Here is a 16,829-nt window from a genome sequence, read left to right as displayed (position 1 = left end):
CCCTGAGCACCTCACGAACCACCAGCTGAGCACCCCACCCACTCTTCAGACCGCTCCGGACCCGCAGCCAAGATCTTTGCGGGACAGCCCTTAGTACTGCAACGGTGTTTGTGCTGAGTGCTGGCCAGTTTCAGGGACTGTGTCCGCGTTGTTTGTAGTGACTGACGCGGGCCTGGTGCTGGCGTCGTCGGCGCCATGTCGACCAGTGCAGGATGTGCTCGACGGGTGTGGGACGGCGGTCGGTGAGGCGGGTGATCAGGCGTCGGATCTCGGCGAGGCTGAGGTGGATGAGCTGGGAGGATCCGTTTCTGCTTTGTCCGTGTCCAGCTGGCGGGCTCGCAGGACGGTGAGGCATGCGTGGGCGGCCATGGCGAGGGTCATGTGGCGGTGCCAGCCGGGGTAGCGGCGGACCTGGTAGTCGTCCAGGCCGCATTCCTGCTTGGCGGTCTGGAAGCATTCCTCAACTGCCCAGCGGCTGCCCGCGATGCGGATCAGCTCGTCCAGTGTGGTGTCGGCGGGGCAGTAGGCGATGTAGTAGGAGATCTCCTCGGGTCGGCTGATACTGCGGCGTGCGAGGACCCAGTGCCGGCGGTCTTCGCGGTGCCAGGGCCGGACCTCGACGCGGGCCCAGTCGTAGATCCGCCGGCCATGTGCCCCTTCGCCGCAGGAGCGGCGTTTCCACTTCTGCCGCGGCAGGCCGGTAAACAGGTCGTGGACGGGATGGTCGAGTGCCCAGCGGGTGACGACGGTGTCGTGCCGGGTGGTGGCCATGACGTGGAAGACATCGGCCTGCTCCAGCTCGAACCGCCAGCCCTTGCTGAAGCCGTAGGCGGCGTCCGCCGTCACCCACCGGAACGGGACCTTGTCGGCGATGGCCCGGCGAACCATCGTCTTGGCCATGGCCACCTTCGTCTCGAAGGCGACCTCGTCGCCGATTCCGGCCCGGCGGCAGCGTTCCCGGTCCTCCGTCCAGGAGGTGGGCAGGTAGAGCCGTCGGTCGATCAGCGTGCGTCCACGGCTCGTGGCGTAGGCGAGGAAGACTCCGATCTGGCAGTTCTCGGTGCGTCCGGCGGTACCGGAATATTGCCTTTGCACCCCGGCCGAGCGCACGCCCTTCTTCAGGAACCCGGTGTCGTCCACGATCAGAACGGCCTCTGGGTCTGCGAGGTGTTCGACGACGTAGTCGCGTACGTCGTCCAGGACCTCGTCGGCGTCCCACTCGATGCGGTTCAGCAGTCGGTGGATGCGATCAGGGCCTGCGTGCCCGGCCTCCTCCGCCAGCGTCCAGCCGTTCTTCCGCTCCAGCGGAGCCACCAGCCCCCGCATGTAAGCAAGCGCAGACTGACGCGGCTCCTCCCGGTTGAACCGGTGCACGAACCGCTCATGCACCGCCTCCAGTTCACCGGCCCACAACCTGACATCAGCAAGGTCCCCACCCATGACCACATCAACGACTGAGCTGGCCATCAGTCACGGCAAGCACCGTTGCAGTATTAGACGTCATCTCATTTGGTGAGTCTGCGGTAGCAGATGAGGGTGCAGGCGATGCTGGTGAAGGCCAGGAAGTGCTCCGCTTTGCGTTCGTAGCGGCGGTGCAGTCGGCGGCATCCGGCGAGCCAGGACATCGTGCGCTCTACGGTCCAGCGGTGCAGACCCAGGCGGGTCGAGGACTCGAGGCCCTTGCGGGCGATGCGGTGCCGGATGCCGCGCCCGCGTAACCATCGACGCAGGTAGTCGTAGTCGTATCCCTTGTCGGCATGGAGCTTTGCCGGCCTGCGCCGCCGACGTCCCCGACGGGAGCAGATCGGCGGTATGCCCTTCACCAACGGGATCAGCGCCTGGCTGTCGTGGAGGTTCGCCCCGGAGATTCCGACGGACAGGGGCAGACCGGTCCGCTCGGTGACCAGGTGGATCTTCGACCCGTATTTGCCCCGGTCTACAGGATTCGGGCCTGTCAGATCCCCCTTTTCAGGGCCCGCATGTTCACCGAGTCGATCGCGCAGCGGGACCAGTCCAACTCGCCGCGGGCGCCGAGTTCGTCAAGGACCAGGCGATGGAGCTTGGCCCACACCCTGGCCTTCGTCCACTCGGCAAAGCGCCGGTGAGCGGTCGCCCCCGACGGGCCGAACGACCCGGACGGCAACTGCTGCCACGTGCAGCCCGACGTGGCCACGAACACGATCGCAGCCAGAACCTCCCGGTCACCGTGCCGGCGCCGACCGCCACCCTGGGGCCGCGACGGAGCCTCCGGGACCACTCGCTGGAACAGATCCCACAACTCATCCGGCACCAGCCGCTCAACGATCGACACCACGACCGACAGCCTACCGAACCAAATGAGATGACTTCTTAGCCAGATCCCCTACTCCGGCTTTGATGTGTCCCGGGGGGAAGTGGAAACGCCGGGCGATCAGCAGGCCCATCTGGTACTTGGTGAATCCCTGAGCTGCGCTCCAGTGGTGCACGGTGCCGACCAGCCGTCCCTGCACCTGCGCGGTGGCCAGCCGGCGGCACACCTGCGCCGCGTCGTCCACGTGTGTCGGATAGCGGATACAGACGTCGTCCAGTTCCACGGGCCTGCCCGAGCTGACCTCGTGGGCAATCTCGCTGATGCTCGACTCGCCCGCGTACTCAACCGGCCCGTACAGCACCGGAAGCCGCAGGATGGCCGCTTCGGGGTAGACCGTGCTCACCATGTCCTCGGCCAGGAGTTTCAGGCGGCTGTAGAAACCCAGCGGTCTGCACCGGGAGGAGGGCCGGTACGGGGGAGCGATGCCGTCGAAGACGTAGTCACTGGATATGTGGAGCAGGTGCGCGCCGTGATGGCGGGCCGCCTCCGCGGTGAGCCGCGCTGCCTCGACGTTCAGGTCATGGGCCCGCGCAGGCGCGTTAGCCCAGACCTCCGGGTGCCGCTCCCCGACGCAGTTCACGACGACGTCGGGCCGCGCCTGGTCGAGGGCACGCCACACCGCGGTACTGGAAGTGGCGTCGACGGTGATCAGACCGGGGCGCTGCCGGCGGAAGCTTGTGCCCGTCACGTTGCTGTCCGCGAAGGCGCGCATGACAGCGCGGCCGAGGAGGCCGGAAGCGCCGAAGATCAGTACACGCATGGGTGGTCAGCCGATCACCTGGGTGCGGGGGGAGTGGGTGCCGCGGGGCGGCGCTGTGTCTGTCCGGTCGTGCCGTAGTGGATCGGCGAGGGCGGGCAGCGCTCGTTCGACGGCCTCGTGGAAGTCGGCCGGGCACCAGCCTCCGCGGTACATCGCGGCCCGCAAGTCGGCGATGAGGAGGGCATCGCGTGCCGTGCTCTCGGGGTTCACGGAATACAGCCCCCGCGTCTCTCCTGGGTACTGGGTGCGGATCAGCCCTTGGAGCATGAGGCGGGTGACGGCATGGAGGACCACGGTCTGCGAGACACCGAACTCGGGGGCGAGTCGGAGCAGCGGCGGCAGACGGCTGTCCGGTGGATAGACCGGTTCGGGTGCGGCCAGACGAGCGCGCATGGTGTCCGCGACGTGGTCGATGGCGGTCGGGGCGGGTGTCTCGTCCGGCGGCCGTGGCGAGCCAGGAGCAAGAGCGAGGTAGCGCCTGGATTTGTCGAGCCGCACGAGCCCTTCGGTGCTCAGCACGCTGAGGGCGGCACGCGTCAGCATCGGCGAGGTGCCGAAGCGCTTGGTCAGCTCAGAGGGCTTCAGCGCGGCTCCGGCCGGCCAGACGCCGGTCCGCAGCTCCTCGCGCAGGACGACGAGGATCGGCTCGCCCGGGGTAGGCATCAGCTGGTCTTCTCTCGTGACGGGCGGTTGCACGGGGCTGTGCCGCGGGCGAGGTCTGGGTCGAACAGGTCGATGGGGGTCGCCTTCTTCAGGCGACGTACGAGGAGGTTGGCGACCATGAGGCGGGTTTCGGGATTGTCCAGACGCCGCGTTGTCCGGAAGGGCCGGGCGCCGATCGGCGGCGGCGGGTACAAGGTGCCCTTGATCGCGTACAGTTCGGCCTCCTGGACAAAGAACGCCTCGTAACCCTCCTTGAGCCGCGGGCACTTGCGCACGGCCACCCGGGCGTGGGCGAGACACACCGGCGGCTCGGTGGTCAGCACCCCCTTGTCCCAGTCGCGAGGCGGGTCCTCGTCGGTGCCTCGCGGAAGGGGCAGGACCCAGAGCACGCCGCGCGGAGTGCGGGTGGCCGGCCCCATCACCACCTGGCAGCGGAACTCCTCCATGGCGCGGCGCTGCTTGAGCGGATCCATAACCGCGTACAGCGGCTCACCGGTCTCGGGACCGAATACCTGGGGCCACAACAGCCCGTCGGCGTCGCGGCTTTCGGGGCCGGTGGAGTAGATGCCTTCTGGCCCGAGCCGCAGCGGTGGGACGTGGACCGTTTGATCGGACCACAGGGCGACCGCGGGGACATGCAGCAGCCGGGGCGGGCGCGGGCCGGGGGTGGTCACGGCAGCTCCAGCAGTGTCCTGGCGAGCCCGCTGGTGAGTTGCTCCGTCTGCTCCACGGAGAGTGGGCCGAGGACGAGGAGGTGGTCCGTGCAGTTGTCGCACAGGTTGCCCCGGGCGGGGTACGCGCTGACGTCGACCGGATTCCCGGCGAGCTTGTCGTTGAGGAACTGGGCGAATTCGTCGGCGGCACCGTAGAGGTCGGAGGGGCTTTTCACGACGAGCTTGGCGTCGTCCTCGCCGAGCGCTGCCCGTACTTTCCGTGCGTCGTCCAGAGTGAGCTGTATGCCCTTGACCTGGTTGTGCCGGATGTAGACGGCTGCGGGGTCGTAGAAGCCGTGCTCGCGCATGACCGCGGTCAGCTCCCGGGCCTTCCTCAGCGGTTCCGGCAGTGTGGCTATGACCGTATGGACCAGCTTGTTCACGTCCTCGGCGGTCCGCAAGGTGATGACCACGGCCGGGCCGATGGCGCACTCGTACTGTTCGACGTATGCCTGGATCTCGGCCCTGGCCAGGGCGGCTTGTACGACGGCGACCGCATCGGGGTCGGCGGCATCGGTGCCGGGTGCGGTCAGCACGTCATCGTCGAAGGACACCACCTGGACCCACGGTTCGGAGTCGGGCAGCAGATGGTGGTCGCCGGGCATGTCCTGCAGGAGGTTTCGGAGACGCCTGGCGGCATCACCGAGTGCCTGGTGCGGGTCCGGCGGCGGGGTGGAGTCGGTCTGCGGGATCGAGTCGGGCATGTGGGACACCATTGGTCGGGAGATGCGAACGAGATACAAGCCCAGCAGGGACGCGTTGCCGGGGCCGGGCCGGCGAAGGGCGGGCCCCGGCCGGGGCGCGGTGGCTGGAGGTCCTCTCGGCCGCGCTTTGAGGAGCAGCAGCGACCGAGAGGACGACTTGAGTTCCGACGTGCGTTGGGCGCCGCCGATGCCGCGGTCGACGGACGGCAGGCGTGGCGCACGGCCGGAACGGGGTCAGGCCGCGCTCGCCAGCTGGACGCCGCGGCCCGTGTTGCTCGCGACGCCGGGCTGGCTGGGCAACGAGGCGAGGCGCTGACGGAGTGTGGCGACTGCGTCGGAGGCGGCCGGGAGTCCGACTCCTGCCCGGCGGCTGTCGAGGCCGACCGGTTCACGCACGGGGTACCGCTCCACTCCCTGGGGGGACAGCGTGTACTGGGTGCCGTACTCCTGGGGCTGGCCGGTTCGGACCAGGACGCGGTCGTGAAGGTGGGCCCACTGCAGGACCGGCGCGTCATCGTTTTGGACGGCGCCGTGCAAGAGGCGGGCAGCCGCGCGCTGCAGGGCGAGGTCATCGTCGGCGTGCAGCGCGAGTTGCCAGGCGGCGCGGCAGCCATCCGCGCCCACGAGCCGATGGCCGGGCCAGTCGTGCTCGGCCAGTATTCGTCGCAGGACGTTGGCGTTGACGTGATCGGTGTGACGGGCCTGGCCGAGGTGGATAGCGGCCAGTTCATTGCGGATGCGCCGCGACCAGTGCGTACTGGCCTGTTCGGCGCGGTGGATCAGGTCACGGGCGAGGTCGGGGCGCAGCGGCGGCTCGCTCACGGGGGGCTGTGGCAGGGCCTGAAGCGGGCCTGCGGGCGAAGTGTCCGCCGTACGGTGGTTCACGGTGTCTCTTTCAGTCAGTGTCGGTAGTGACGGGGGAGCGAAGGACGGGGCACCGCTGGTGGCTCATGCGGGGGGCCAGGGCCTGAGGACGGGGCGGTGCGCGGCGATGCGGGTCGCGGGCGCCGGCGTCGCAGCGGGGGCTTACACCAGGGCGTGGCTGGTAGGCGTCCAGGCCGGTTCCGGGGGGAAGCGTTCGGACCACTGGATGGCATCATCGCCCAGGGCGGCCTCGGCCAGGCGGATGCGTTGCACTTCGCCGGTGCCGGCGGGCGGATAGGTGCACTGGGCGTCGCGCCACAGCCGCTGGAGGAAGTAGTCGGCGCTGAGGCCGTGCGCGCCGTGCAGCTCCATGGCGTCCTGGACGGACTGGACTCCCAAGGCGTGGCCTTGGTGTTTGGAGTTGATCAGCTCCGCGTCGCAGGACAGGCCGAGGTCGAGAAGGTGGACGGCGTGGTAGGCCAGAATGCGGGCGGCCCGCAGGCGGGACTCCATCTCACCGATGCGGTGCCGCACCACCAGATGGTCGGACAGCGAGCCGCCGTACCGGGGGCGCCCCTTCAAGAAGGCGGCGGTGGTCTCCACGACCTTTTCGTGCAGACCCAGACTGACTGCGGCCAAGTTGGCTCGGCCGTAGAGGATGCTGCTGCTCATCGCGACGGCGAGCCCCCCGCCGACCTCACCGATCCGGTTCTCATCCGGGACTTTGACCCGGATGAGGTCGAGACGGCCGGCGGAGAAGCCGTGCAGCCCCAGGTTGGGTTGGTGGCCCCCGACCCTGACACCTTTGCGGTCGGACTCGACCAAGAACGCGGTCAACGCCTTCGAGGGCGGCACACCCGGTTCGGCGGTGCGGGCGATGACGAGATGCGCTCCGGCCAGATTCACGTTGCCCACGTGGGCCTTGCCGCCGCTGATCACCCACTCGTCACCGCAGCGGTCGGCGCGTGTCTCGATGCCGCCGATGTGGCCGCCGGCGACCGGCTCGGTGGTGGCGATCGACAGCAGCAGCGTCCCCTTGGCGACCTGCGGCAGCCAGTCCTTCTTCTGGGTATCGGTGGCCCAGTGCAGCAGCGCGCCGACGGGGATGAGCGTGGCCTGGAGGATGGCCGCCGCGGCGGCCGAGACGAGGGCGATCCGGTGGATCAGGACCGTTTTGGCGACGTGCCCGGCGCCCATACCTCCGAACGTTTCGGGAACCGTCACCGCGAACCAGCCACGCTGCGCAAGACTCCTGGCGACCTGACGTTCCACGTTGCGGGGTGCTGCCTCCATGCGGGCCACACGCGGGGCGATGACCTCGCCCGCGACGGTGTCGGCCTCCCGCCACAGCGATACGTGCCGGGCGGTGAGGTAGGGCTGGAGCGCTGGTGGGGGCGGGGTGGTGGGCATGCTCATCTCCCTCTGCCTGGCTGCAGTCTTCTGGTTGGGGCTTGCGGAGCGGGGGTGGCGACAGGAGGGGCGGGTCAGCGCCCGGAACTGCCGGAGGGCAGCGCCATGACCTCGCGGGCGAGTTCCTTCACGATGTTCTGCGTGCGGCGGGCGTCGGTCTGGGGCCGCTTTTGCGGGTCTATGACGCAGGCGGTGCCGATGCAGATGCCGTCGTCGGAGATGAGCGGGACGCCGAAGTAGCTGCGGATCCCTATGGCGTCGACGACGTGGTTGCTGGAGAAGCGCGGGCTGGCGTGGACATCGGGCAGGGGCAGGGCCTTGCGGCGGTTCATGACCTCCGGGCAGTAGCCGTGGTCGAGGTCCATGGTGCGGCCCAGGATGACGTACCCGCTGCCGGGAGGTGGCTGGTGCAGTCCGATGAAGGTCTGCCGCCGTTCGAGGAACACGTTGACGATGCCGTACAGAAAACCGGTCCGCTCCGACAGCTGACGGGCGATCTCATCGAACTCCGGGTGGGCCTCGGTGGGCAGGCCGAGGCGTTCGATCACCCGGTACCGCTGGGCCACCTCGGTGGCCTGCGAGACGAGCGACAGCTCGCCGGTGGTGCTCTGCGCACCGCGGGTGGACAGCGGGAGGGTAGGAGAGTCCGGCTGGCGGGCCGGCAGGGAGGGGAAGGTCATCGGGCGTCCTGGAAGGTGTTCCGCCGGAGGCCGGTGTGGTCGGGGGCGGTGTGAAGGGTGTGCTGGACGAGGGTGATCAAGGCCGCGGCCACGTGGCTCGGGTTGCGTGCGTCGCAGGTCAGCACGGGTACGTGCGGGTCAAGGTCCAGCGCGGCGCGGATCTGCTCGGTGTGGAAGCGGGGCGCGCCGTCGAACACGTTGTTCGCGATGACGAATGGCAAGCCGTTGTCCTCGAAGAAGCTGATGGCGGTGAAGCTGGTCTCCAGGCGGCGTGTGTCAACCAGGACCATGGCGCCGATCGCCCCGCGGGCGAGGTCGTGCCACAGCCCGAGGAAGCGGTCCTGGCCGGGCGCGCCGAAGAGGTACAGCTCCAAGGGCACGGGGGCGTCGGGGAGGGTGAGCCGGCCGAAGTCGAAAGCCACCGTGGTGGTGGTCTTGGCCTCGACACCGTCCAGGCTGTCCACCAGGACGCTGGACTCGGTCAGGTACTCCTCGGTCCGCAGGGGCGTGATCTCGCTGACGGCTCCCACTGCGGTGGTCTTGCCGACCCCGAAACCTCCGGCGATCACGATCTTGAGTGTGGTCAGCTGCTGGGGCGCCGTCCGTGGACCGGACGGCGTCGTGGAGTCAGCCGGCCCGAAGGTGGGAGACAGCATCCGGGAACCTCTTTCGAAGCCCGACCACGGCGGCGAGCAGCAGCTGATCGCTGGGCACATCCTCCGCGTTCTCGTCGGTGGTGTAGGCGGCAGAGAGGGACAGGGCGAGAGCGTCTGCGTCCAGGAGGTCGGAGACGAGGATCTTCACGGCGGTGACCGGGCGGTCGAGCCGGCCCGCCAGCTCCGCCACCGACCGCTGGTGCTCCCGGCACAGCGCGACGATCTCCTGGCACTCCGGCGGCAGACCGGGCCCTGGCCTGCCCGGGCCGGGCTGCAGCACGGTGTCCAGGCGCAGCGGATGCCGAGCCGTGGTCCGCCCGCCCGTCAGGGTGTAGGTGCGGACGAACACAGCCTCCTGGTCGGCGCTTTCAGGCCGCTCGTCGCTGGTCTCGTGCGCGGTCACGAGGCGACATCGCCCAGGGCGGCCCGCACCGGGACCTCCATGTAGTCGGCGAACCGCCTGATCAGGCGGCTCATCTCGAACCCGACGGGGCCGACGTCGGCGAGCGGGACGGTAACGACGACCAGGACGGTCTCGACCACCCCGCGCACGGCGCCGGGCTGGTTCTCGAACGCTTTGCTGCCGCCGGCGTTCTGCGCGAGAAGAAGACAGTCGTCCCGTTCGATCAGCACCTGCTTGGCCGGCATCTTCTGGCCCGTTGGCCCGGTCACGTTTGCCGCGATCGACGCCACCCCGCTGATCGCCGCAGCCAACTCGTCCGCCCAGTCCTTCTTAACGCCTCCGTCCAGCAGCCGCAGGCCCTCGCGCGACAGCAGCACCGCGTGCGTCACATCCGGCAGATCTTCGGTGAACTCCTGCAGCAGCCAGGCAATGCGCTCCAGCTCACTGCCTGCTGCACTGCGGCGACTGGCGCTCCCCGCGTCAGGGGTGATGCTCATAACGAAGACCTCCAAAAGGGGTAGGGGGGATGGTGCACCGGTTGTGTGCGTCAGGGTTCGGACGGCTCAGGGGTGCTGGCAGCCGTGCTGCCCTTGCGGCTGCCGGCCAGGAAGTCGGCCGCCATGCCGGGCGTCGCCGCCGGCATCGGGGCCGGCTGCTGCGGGGCCGTGGCCCGCAGAGCCCCGTGAGTGTGCGGACGCCGGGGAAGCTGCGGCTCACCGTCTCGCTGAGACTGCTCCTCCCGAGCCGGGCCGGCGGCGGGCTGCACTGGCCTGGACTGTGCTGGTGGCGAGACCACCGGGTGTGGCCCGGTACGCTGGGCGCTCGCCTTTGACACCGGCGCCATCGTGACCAGGACTCTGGCGGGCACGACGACGAGTGCCGTGGTGCCGCCCATCGGGTTCTCCTGCAACTGGACGAAGACCTCGTGCCGCTGCGCGATCTTCGCGGCCGTCAGCAGCCCGATCCGCCCGGCGCGCACCTGGTCGCTGACATCCACGTCGTCCGGCGTGGCGAGAAGGCCGTTCATCTGGGCGCGTACCTCCGGGCGCATGCCCACACCGCGGTCTTCCACCTCGATCGCCAGGCCGGCCTGGACCTGCTGCGCGCGTACGGTCACGCGGGTAGCCGGGTCGGAGTTCTCGCAGGCGTTCTCGATCAGCTCGGCCAGCACGTGCATCACGTCGGGTCCCACGTGCCCTGCCAGGCCGATGTCCGCCGCACCTGTGACAGTTGAGACCCGCGCGAACTGAACCACTTCGGAGCTGGCGCCGCGCAGCACCGTCATCACGCTGAGCGGTTGCCGGCTGGTACGCAGCGAGGCCCCGCCCAGCACGGCTGTGCTCTCCACATGGCGGCGGAGCCGGGCCATTAGATGATCGATGCGCCAAAGGGGGTCCAGCCACTCCGGATCGTCCGTCGCCATCTCCAGCCCGGTGAGGCGCGCCAACGCTTTGTCGACCAAGACGAGTTCACGCATGGCCAGTCGGTGCAGGACGTCGAGCAGTACATCCGTTGCGGACTCGTCGTGGACACGCGCCAGCGACACCACGATCTGGGCCTTGAGCGCGTGCACCGCCGCTTCGACCCGTGCGGCCGGCCCCGCCGACTGCGGCTCCGCTACGTCGGGGACAGGCGGCCGGGTGCCGCCGCACAGCTGGTCGGTCGACCACAGCAGCGTCTTCTCCGCGACCGCCAGCGCACTCAGCGCCGCCGCTTGGTCCGCCGTCCGTGCCTCTTCCGCAACGCTGTGCGCGAAGCCTGCCGCGGTACGCGCCTCCCGGGCCGCGAGTACGGCGGTGACGACCAGGCCGCCCGCCACCCCGGCCAGCACTCCGGTCTCCGGCCACATGCCCATCCGCCAGACCACGAGGCCGACGACCGCGAGCACCATCAGGTTCAGCAGCGGCACCATCACGGCGCGGCGGATCCGACGCAGAACGGTGTTGTCGAGCTGCGCGGGCCGTCGTCGGCGGCCGTGAGACCTGGGCGAGGGGCTGGGTGACGCGCGGTGCGGCATGACGGTCCTCAGGAGTTAATAAGGAGAGCAACAGCGGTCAGACGAGGGGTGCGGCGGCCAGGGCCCTGGCGTCCTGTTCCGGGCTGGAGGCGGGATGAGGCATCACCGGCACCGGGAGGCTCGACGCCGTGGACGCCGAGAGCCGGTGAAGCAGGACGGCGGACCGGACCAGAGCCTTGTGGCTGAACGCCTGAGGGAAGTTCCCCAGCTGACGCCCGGCCTCGCGGTCGTACTCCTCGGCGAGCAGCCCGAGGCCGTTCCGCAGTGCCAGAAGGCGCTCGAATAGCGCATGGGCCTCATCAAGGCGACCGCTCACCGCGAGGGTGTCCACGAGCCAGAACGAGCAGAGCAGGAAGGTGCCCTCGTGGCCGGCGAAGCCGCTCACCCCGGTGCGACCGTCGGCGGTCACATAGCGGTAGACGAGCCCCTGGGGGCTGGTCAGCTCCTGCTGGACCGCCTCCACGGTGCCGATGACGCGCGGGTCATCGGGAGGCAGGAACCCCATCAAGGGGATCAACAGCAGGGCCGCGTCCAGCTCCTGGGAGCCGTAGGACTGGGTGAAGGTGTTGCGGACCGGGTCGAAACCCTTCACGCACACCTCGCGGTGGATCGCCTCACGGACCTCGACCAGCTCGAACAGATCGACGTCGAGCGCGCCGGCCTCGGCCAGGCGAATCGTGCGGTCCACCGCGGCCCAGGCCATCACCTTGGAGTGGACGAAGTGCCGACGCTGGCCACGGATCTCCCAGATGCCCTCGTCCGGCTCCTGCCAGTTCTTGATCAGATACTGGACGAGCTGCTGGTGCAGGACGGCCGTGTCCTCGCAGCGGGGGACACCCCTCTCATACGCGAGGTACAGGGCCTCGAACACATCCCCGTAGACGTCCAGCTGCAGCTGCTTCGCCGCCGCGTTGCCGATCCGCACAGGCGCAGAGCCCTCATAGCCGGGCAGCCAGTCCAGCACCCGCTCGGGCACCTCGCGCTCACCGGTGATCGAATACAGGATCTGGAGTCTGTCCGGATCGCCGGCCACCGACCTGAGCAGCCACCGCCGCCACGCCTCCGCCTCCTCCCGGTACCCCGCTTCCAGCAGCGCGGCCACGACGGTGGCGGAGTCCCGCAACCAGCCATACCGGTAGTCGTAGTTCATCGTGAGGCCGATCGCCTCGGGCAGAGACGACGACGGCGCCGCGACCATCCCGCCACTCGGCGCGTAGATCAGCTGCTTGAGCGTGATCAGGGACCGGACCACGGCGTCACGGTAGGGCCCGTCGTACGTGCACCGCCCTGCCCACTCCTCCCAGAACCCGAGCGTCGCCACGAGCGCGCCCTGAGGATCGGTGTACCCCGGCGACCTGCCGTGCGAGGACGCCCAGCTCAGCACGAACGCCACACTCTGCCCGGCGCCGACAGTGAAGACGCTGACGATCGCACCGTCCCCGACAGCCTGCTCGGCGTCGGCATCGATCCAGAGAGCAGCGGCGCCGGCCTCGGCCACCACGCGCTCGCCCACCCGGTGGATCCACGCAGTGACGCTGCCGTACCCCGGCCGCGGTCGCATGGCGGAAACCATCGGCACTTGGCCGGCGACGCCCTCAACGATCCGGACCACCCGGGGTCCACCGCCGCCCGGCGGCATGAAGTCGGTGACCCGCACCGTACCGGTCCGCGTCTCCCACACCGACTCGAGGACAGCGGAGTCACCGACGTAACGCCGTTCCGTAGCCGTTCCGGGCTCACCCTCCCCCGCAGAGACAGGGGCTAAGCGCCAAGCACCGTGCTCCTCCTCCCCGACCAGACGCGCGAAGAAGGCGTCCGAGTCGAAGCGCGGCAAGCACAACCAGTCGATCGAACCGTTGTCGCAGACGTGCGCGGCCGTCCGCATATCGCCGATCAGGCCGTACTGCTCGATAAGGGGGAAATGTTTCATGGTGTCCGGTTCTCCAAAGTCCCTGTTTCCCGACGGAGCCGTGGGGCAGTTTGTTGGGGGCGGTCGGTAGGCGGTGTTGTACTTGGCGACTGGGAGCCTGGGGCGTCTTGCGTAAAAGCCTGAAGCTCAGCCCATAGGGCTTTCCACTCCCGCCAACACGTTCCTGACCCCCCGGCGTCGCTCTGCCCGTGTCGGGCGTACGTGCGGAGCTGCGAGGCGACTGCCGTCTCAGGTAGTGCACGTTTCATCGGCACATCTCCTCGTCTGCCGCCGGATGAGCAGCTCCGCTGCCTCCACTGCCTGTGGATGAGGTCGTCAACTCCAACCTGGCCTCGTACGAGGCACCTGGAGGAGCGCCGCCTGGGGCGTGGCAAGAGTCTGAGGGCGGGAGAGATCGGTATGCATCGCTGTGGCGTTATCGCTGTAGCGATAACGGCTCGCGCATAACCTGTTACATGAGTGTTCACACGACCCTGGGACGACGGGTGCTGCTATGAAGATGCCTGTCCGCGCGTGCACGAAGTGCGGAAGCCCACTGAGCCAGTACAACCCTGACCTGGTTTGTGCACCCTGTTCACGCCTCGCTTCCGCCCCCAGAGTCCCGGACAGAGCCTGGCGGGACGAGGCGGTGCAACGGGCCCTCGCTGCCTGGGATTTCGGTCAGTTAGTGCGCCTTCTGCGCCGGCGCTCGGGGCTATCGCAGATGGATGTGAGGGCGCTGACAGGGCTCACGCAGTCGTACATCTCAGACCTTGAGAACGGGCGTAAGCAGCTCGGCGGTCGAGACGCGATCATCGATCTCCTGAACGGTCTGGGGCTGCCAGCAGATCTTCGCGCGCTGCTTTTGACGCCGTTCACCAATCGCGATCAAAGGGGTATTCCGGACGCGCTTGACCCGGCGATGCCATGGACAGCGGACCGTATGGTGGCGTCACTTGAAGTGGCAGTCGGAGGGCCCATGAAACGTCGAAGCGCGCTGGCCGCCTTTAGTGGCGTCGCGATCAGCCAGTACGTCCTGCAGTCGGCCGTCGCCCCAGCTGAAGCACTGGCTGCTGACACCCGCGATGGAACGCCTGTAACTCCGGTACTGCTTGACACGATGCAGGCCACCACGGATGCACTACGTCAACTGGATGCGACTAGCGGAAGCGGAACTCTCGCCGACACCGCAAAGCGGCACTTGAAGGTCCTCCTGGGACTACTGAAGACCGGCAGCTATGACGAGCGAATGGGGCGCCGGCTCGCGGCCGTGACTGCCGACACTGCCATCCAGACCGGGTGGTACACCTTCGATGGCGGAAAGCATGCTGCTGCCCAGCGACTCTTCCTCGGAGCGCTTCGCGCGGCGCATGCATCCGGGGACTCCAGGCTTCATGCTGGAGTTCTCTCCTTCCTGGCCATCCACGGCTACTCGGTCGGAGACCCCAGAGAAGCGGTCACCGCCGCCAGGACCGCTCGCCAAAGCATCAGTGACCAGGACGCGCCGGCACTGCATGCCATGCTCCTGACACGCCAGGCGAGAGGTCATGCACGGCTTCACGAAGAACGCCATGCGCTGGCCGCTCTAGATGAGGCCGAGGAATTGTGCGCCCGCGGCAGGGGGGAGGACGACCCCCATTGGTTGTACTGGGTGAACCGAGGGGAGATCTTCGGCCAACGGGGTAGCTGCCACCTCGAACTCGGCCGTCCGGAACAGGCGGCAGTCGCCTTCGCCTCAGCACGGGGAGGGCTGAGCCGGGATGAAGTCCGTACGCGGGCGCAGTTCCTCTCGCGGGCCGCGACAGCACAGATGCGCGCAGGAGACGCGGACGCGGGCTGCGCCACGGGCCAGGAGGTGCTCTCCCTCGTTGACGGCATCCGTTCCGCCCGCCTCGACGAACATCTGCAGGCGATGCTGCTTGAGGCCCAGAACATGCGTAACGCCAGGCCGGTGAAAGCCCTCCTTGAGCAGGGTGAGGCCGTACTGAAGCAGAGGTCCAAAGTATGATCCTGGTGCTCTGGGACATAGACCGAACCCTGCTGTATGTCGGTAACATCGACCGCCTGGTCTACAGGCAAGTGTTCCGCGAAGTTGTCGGGCGCGATGCTGAACGCTTGCCGGAACGGGGGACTGGGGTGACCATGCCGCTTGCTGTCCGCGAACTACTATCCTCGAACGGAGTCCCTGACGCCGAGGTCGGCCACCTCGCGCAGGTGATCATTGACCGCCTGCCTGGCTGTCTGGAGCAACACCGAGAAGAGATGCGTCTCAGCGGACAAATTATGCCTGGGGCTGAGGCCGCTCTGAAGGCAGTACATGAGAGCGAGGGACTCGTGCCCTCAGTTCTGACCGGGAACCTTAGGGCGAGCGCCGAAATTAAGTTGGCCACCTTTTCCCTCTTGAAGTACCTCGATGTATCTGTTGGCGGATTCGCTTCGGATAGCCCCCATCGGCCAGCTTTGGTGGGTATTTCCCAGCGGCGCAGCGAATCTGCGTACAGGCACTTCTTCAACTGTAAGAACACCGTAATCATCGGTGACTCGCTGCAGGACGTTCACGCCGGGCGGGAGGGCGGTGCCAAGGTAATAGGCGTCGCTTCTGGAACTACCTCTGTTCATCAACTGGTCGAAGCGGGGGCTGATCGCGTGATGTCTGACCTAATGGACGTGGATCACCTCCAAGAGCTAATCCATGAACTGGCAGAACTCGAAGGCTCGTAAGTAGATACATGGCCCAGTATTACTGCGGAGACCGCGCGATCGGCGACCGGGCCGCGGGCGGCTGAATTAGTGCACAGCTCTGACCGCCACGAACAGGAGGAACCGTTCAGCCCTGGACGGTGTCCCGTAAATGCTCTGGAGCATGGTGGTTGACCTGCTCGTTTGCGTGTCATCCGGTGAGGGTGAGGTTGTGCGGGCGGGCGATGCCGAGCATGGCGTGGTGGACGCCTTCGCCTCTGAGGCGGCAGTCACGCAGGATCTTCCAGCTCCTCCTGCGGGCGAAGGTGTGCTCGACGCGGGCGCGGACCTTGCGGTGGGAGGCGTTGTGCTCCTGCTTCCAGGACGGCAGTTCCTCGTCCTGGTGGCGGCGGTAGTGCGGGATGGTCAGGCCAGTGCCCCGGTAGCCACCGTCGGCGATCACCGCAGGGGTGGTACCGACGGCGGTCTTCGCGCCGGACTCCTCCCAGGCCCGGCAGTCGTTGCGGTTGCCGGGCAGCGGTTTGCCGACGGCGACGACCAGGCGGGTGCCGGCGTCGATGACGACCTGGTGGTTGATGGAGTAGCGGTAGTTCTTGCCGGAGCCGGCCATGGCCCGGTCGCCGGTGGGGACCAGAGTGCCGTCCGCGATGAGCACGGTGTCCTTGCGGGACCGCCGCCGGGGCCGGAGCGCGAGAGCCGGTCCGAGGTGGTCGACGATCCGGTCGGCCGCCGACTTCGAAACGCCGAACAGCGGGACCAGTTGGCGCAGGGTGAGGTTGGTGCGCCAGTACGGGGCCATCAGCAGCACCCGGTCCTCCAACGGCAGCGACCACGGCCGGTCCTTGCGGACCGGATCGGCACCCTCGCGTCGCAGCGCGGTGATCAGCTTGTTGAACTGCCGCGGGCTCAGCCTGGTGAACGGACCTATCCACGAGGGCTCCGACGCCGTGATCACACCAGCCACGGCAAGATCATCTCACTACGACCGGCAGTTACGGGA

17 protein-coding genes are annotated in these 16,829 nt (G+C 68.2%); 2 read left to right on the top strand and 15 right to left on the bottom strand.

Annotated elements, in window-relative coordinates; translation table 11 throughout:
- Window positions 1-255: 255 nt before the first annotated feature.
- The 14 genes from AB0E62_RS34995 to AB0E62_RS34930 form a co-directional block, all read right to left on the bottom strand.
- Entirely contained in the window at window positions 256-1,440 is a 1,185-nt protein-coding gene (locus AB0E62_RS34995) for an IS701 family transposase (protein WP_362203376.1), read from the bottom strand.
- 65 nt (window positions 1,441-1,505) lie between these two features.
- Window positions 1,506-2,305, bottom strand: a protein-coding gene (locus tag AB0E62_RS34990) for an IS5 family transposase (protein WP_362203388.1) whose coding sequence is annotated in 2 segments (ribosomal slippage) — window positions 1,506-1,967 and window positions 1,970-2,305 — 798 coding nt in all. Because the reading frame shifts where the segments join, the coding sequence is not laid out codon by codon here.
- Window positions 2,306-2,324: 19 nt separating this feature from the next.
- Window positions 2,325-3,110 carry an SDR family oxidoreductase gene (locus AB0E62_RS34985; RefSeq protein ID WP_362203373.1) on the bottom strand — a complete coding sequence of 262 codons (786 nt, stop codon included), beginning with the start codon at window positions 3,108-3,110 and terminating at the stop codon, window positions 2,325-2,327.
- A 6-nt stretch (window positions 3,111-3,116) separates the two neighbouring features.
- Window positions 3,117-3,773, bottom strand: a complete 657-nt coding sequence (locus tag AB0E62_RS34980; protein WP_362203370.1) for a GntR family transcriptional regulator — start codon at window positions 3,771-3,773, stop codon at window positions 3,117-3,119.
- Window positions 3,773-4,447 (bottom strand): hypothetical protein, encoded by a 675-nt coding sequence (locus AB0E62_RS34975; protein ID WP_362203367.1) that lies wholly within the window; start codon window positions 4,445-4,447, stop codon window positions 3,773-3,775. Before AB0E62_RS34975 ends, AB0E62_RS34980 begins: the two co-directional genes overlap by 1 nt.
- Complete coding sequence (locus AB0E62_RS34970) at window positions 4,444-5,190, bottom strand: hypothetical protein (protein ID WP_362203364.1); 747 nt, start codon at window positions 5,188-5,190, stop codon at window positions 4,444-4,446. Before AB0E62_RS34970 ends, AB0E62_RS34975 begins: the two co-directional genes overlap by 4 nt.
- A 234-nt stretch (window positions 5,191-5,424) precedes the next feature.
- Window positions 5,425-6,012 carry a DUF6624 domain-containing protein gene (locus AB0E62_RS34965; protein ID WP_362203361.1) on the bottom strand — a complete coding sequence of 196 codons (588 nt, stop codon included), beginning with the start codon at window positions 6,010-6,012 and terminating at the stop codon, window positions 5,425-5,427.
- Window positions 6,013-6,216: 204 nt separating this feature from the next.
- Window positions 6,217-7,470: an acyl-CoA dehydrogenase family protein gene (locus AB0E62_RS34960; protein ID WP_362203358.1), complete on the bottom strand. Its 1,254-nt coding sequence runs from the start codon at window positions 7,468-7,470 to the stop codon at window positions 6,217-6,219.
- A 68-nt stretch (window positions 7,471-7,538) separates the two neighbouring features.
- Entirely contained in the window at window positions 7,539-8,144 is a 606-nt protein-coding gene (locus AB0E62_RS34955; protein WP_362203355.1) for a GAF domain-containing protein, read from the bottom strand.
- Window positions 8,141-8,800: an ATP/GTP-binding protein gene (locus AB0E62_RS34950; RefSeq protein WP_362203352.1), complete on the bottom strand. Its 660-nt coding sequence runs from the start codon at window positions 8,798-8,800 to the stop codon at window positions 8,141-8,143. Before AB0E62_RS34950 ends, AB0E62_RS34955 begins: the two co-directional genes overlap by 4 nt.
- Entirely contained in the window at window positions 8,772-9,203 is a 432-nt protein-coding gene (locus AB0E62_RS34945; protein ID WP_362203349.1) for a DUF742 domain-containing protein, read from the bottom strand. Before AB0E62_RS34945 ends, AB0E62_RS34950 begins: the two co-directional genes overlap by 29 nt.
- On the bottom strand, window positions 9,200-9,700 hold the full coding sequence (locus AB0E62_RS34940; RefSeq protein WP_362203346.1) for a roadblock/LC7 domain-containing protein: 501 nt from the start codon (window positions 9,698-9,700) through the stop codon (window positions 9,200-9,202). Before AB0E62_RS34940 ends, AB0E62_RS34945 begins: the two co-directional genes overlap by 4 nt.
- Window positions 9,701-9,750: 50 nt before the next feature.
- Window positions 9,751-11,115 (bottom strand): ATP-binding protein, encoded by a 1,365-nt coding sequence (locus tag AB0E62_RS34935; RefSeq protein WP_362203385.1) that lies wholly within the window; start codon window positions 11,113-11,115, stop codon window positions 9,751-9,753.
- Window positions 11,116-11,257: 142 nt separating this feature from the next.
- Window positions 11,258-13,150 carry a glycoside hydrolase family 15 protein gene (locus tag AB0E62_RS34930; RefSeq protein WP_362203343.1) on the bottom strand — a complete coding sequence of 631 codons (1,893 nt, stop codon included), beginning with the start codon at window positions 13,148-13,150 and terminating at the stop codon, window positions 11,258-11,260.
- Window positions 13,151-13,643: 493 nt separating this feature from the next.
- On the opposite strand from AB0E62_RS34930, the gene AB0E62_RS34925 reads away from it, so the two are divergent.
- Entirely contained in the window at window positions 13,644-15,137 is a 1,494-nt protein-coding gene (locus tag AB0E62_RS34925) for a helix-turn-helix transcriptional regulator (RefSeq protein ID WP_362203340.1), read from the top strand.
- Window positions 15,134-15,850: an HAD hydrolase-like protein gene (locus AB0E62_RS34920; RefSeq protein ID WP_362203337.1), complete on the top strand. Its 717-nt coding sequence runs from the start codon at window positions 15,134-15,136 to the stop codon at window positions 15,848-15,850. The genes AB0E62_RS34925 and AB0E62_RS34920 overlap by 4 nt, the downstream gene beginning before the upstream one ends.
- A 169-nt stretch (window positions 15,851-16,019) precedes the next feature.
- Here the strand turns inward: AB0E62_RS34920 and AB0E62_RS34915 are convergent, their stop codons facing one another.
- Window positions 16,020-16,793 (bottom strand): transposase, encoded by a 774-nt coding sequence (locus tag AB0E62_RS34915; RefSeq protein WP_362203330.1) that lies wholly within the window; start codon window positions 16,791-16,793, stop codon window positions 16,020-16,022.
- Window positions 16,794-16,829 lie beyond the last annotated feature (36 nt).

Source organism: Streptomyces sp. NPDC038707 (assembly GCF_040636485.1).
Taxonomy (GTDB): Bacteria; Actinomycetota; Actinomycetes; order Streptomycetales; family Streptomycetaceae; genus Streptomyces.
The sequence above is the reverse complement of the archived record's forward strand: the minus strand, read 5'-3'. Positions and strand labels throughout refer to the sequence as shown.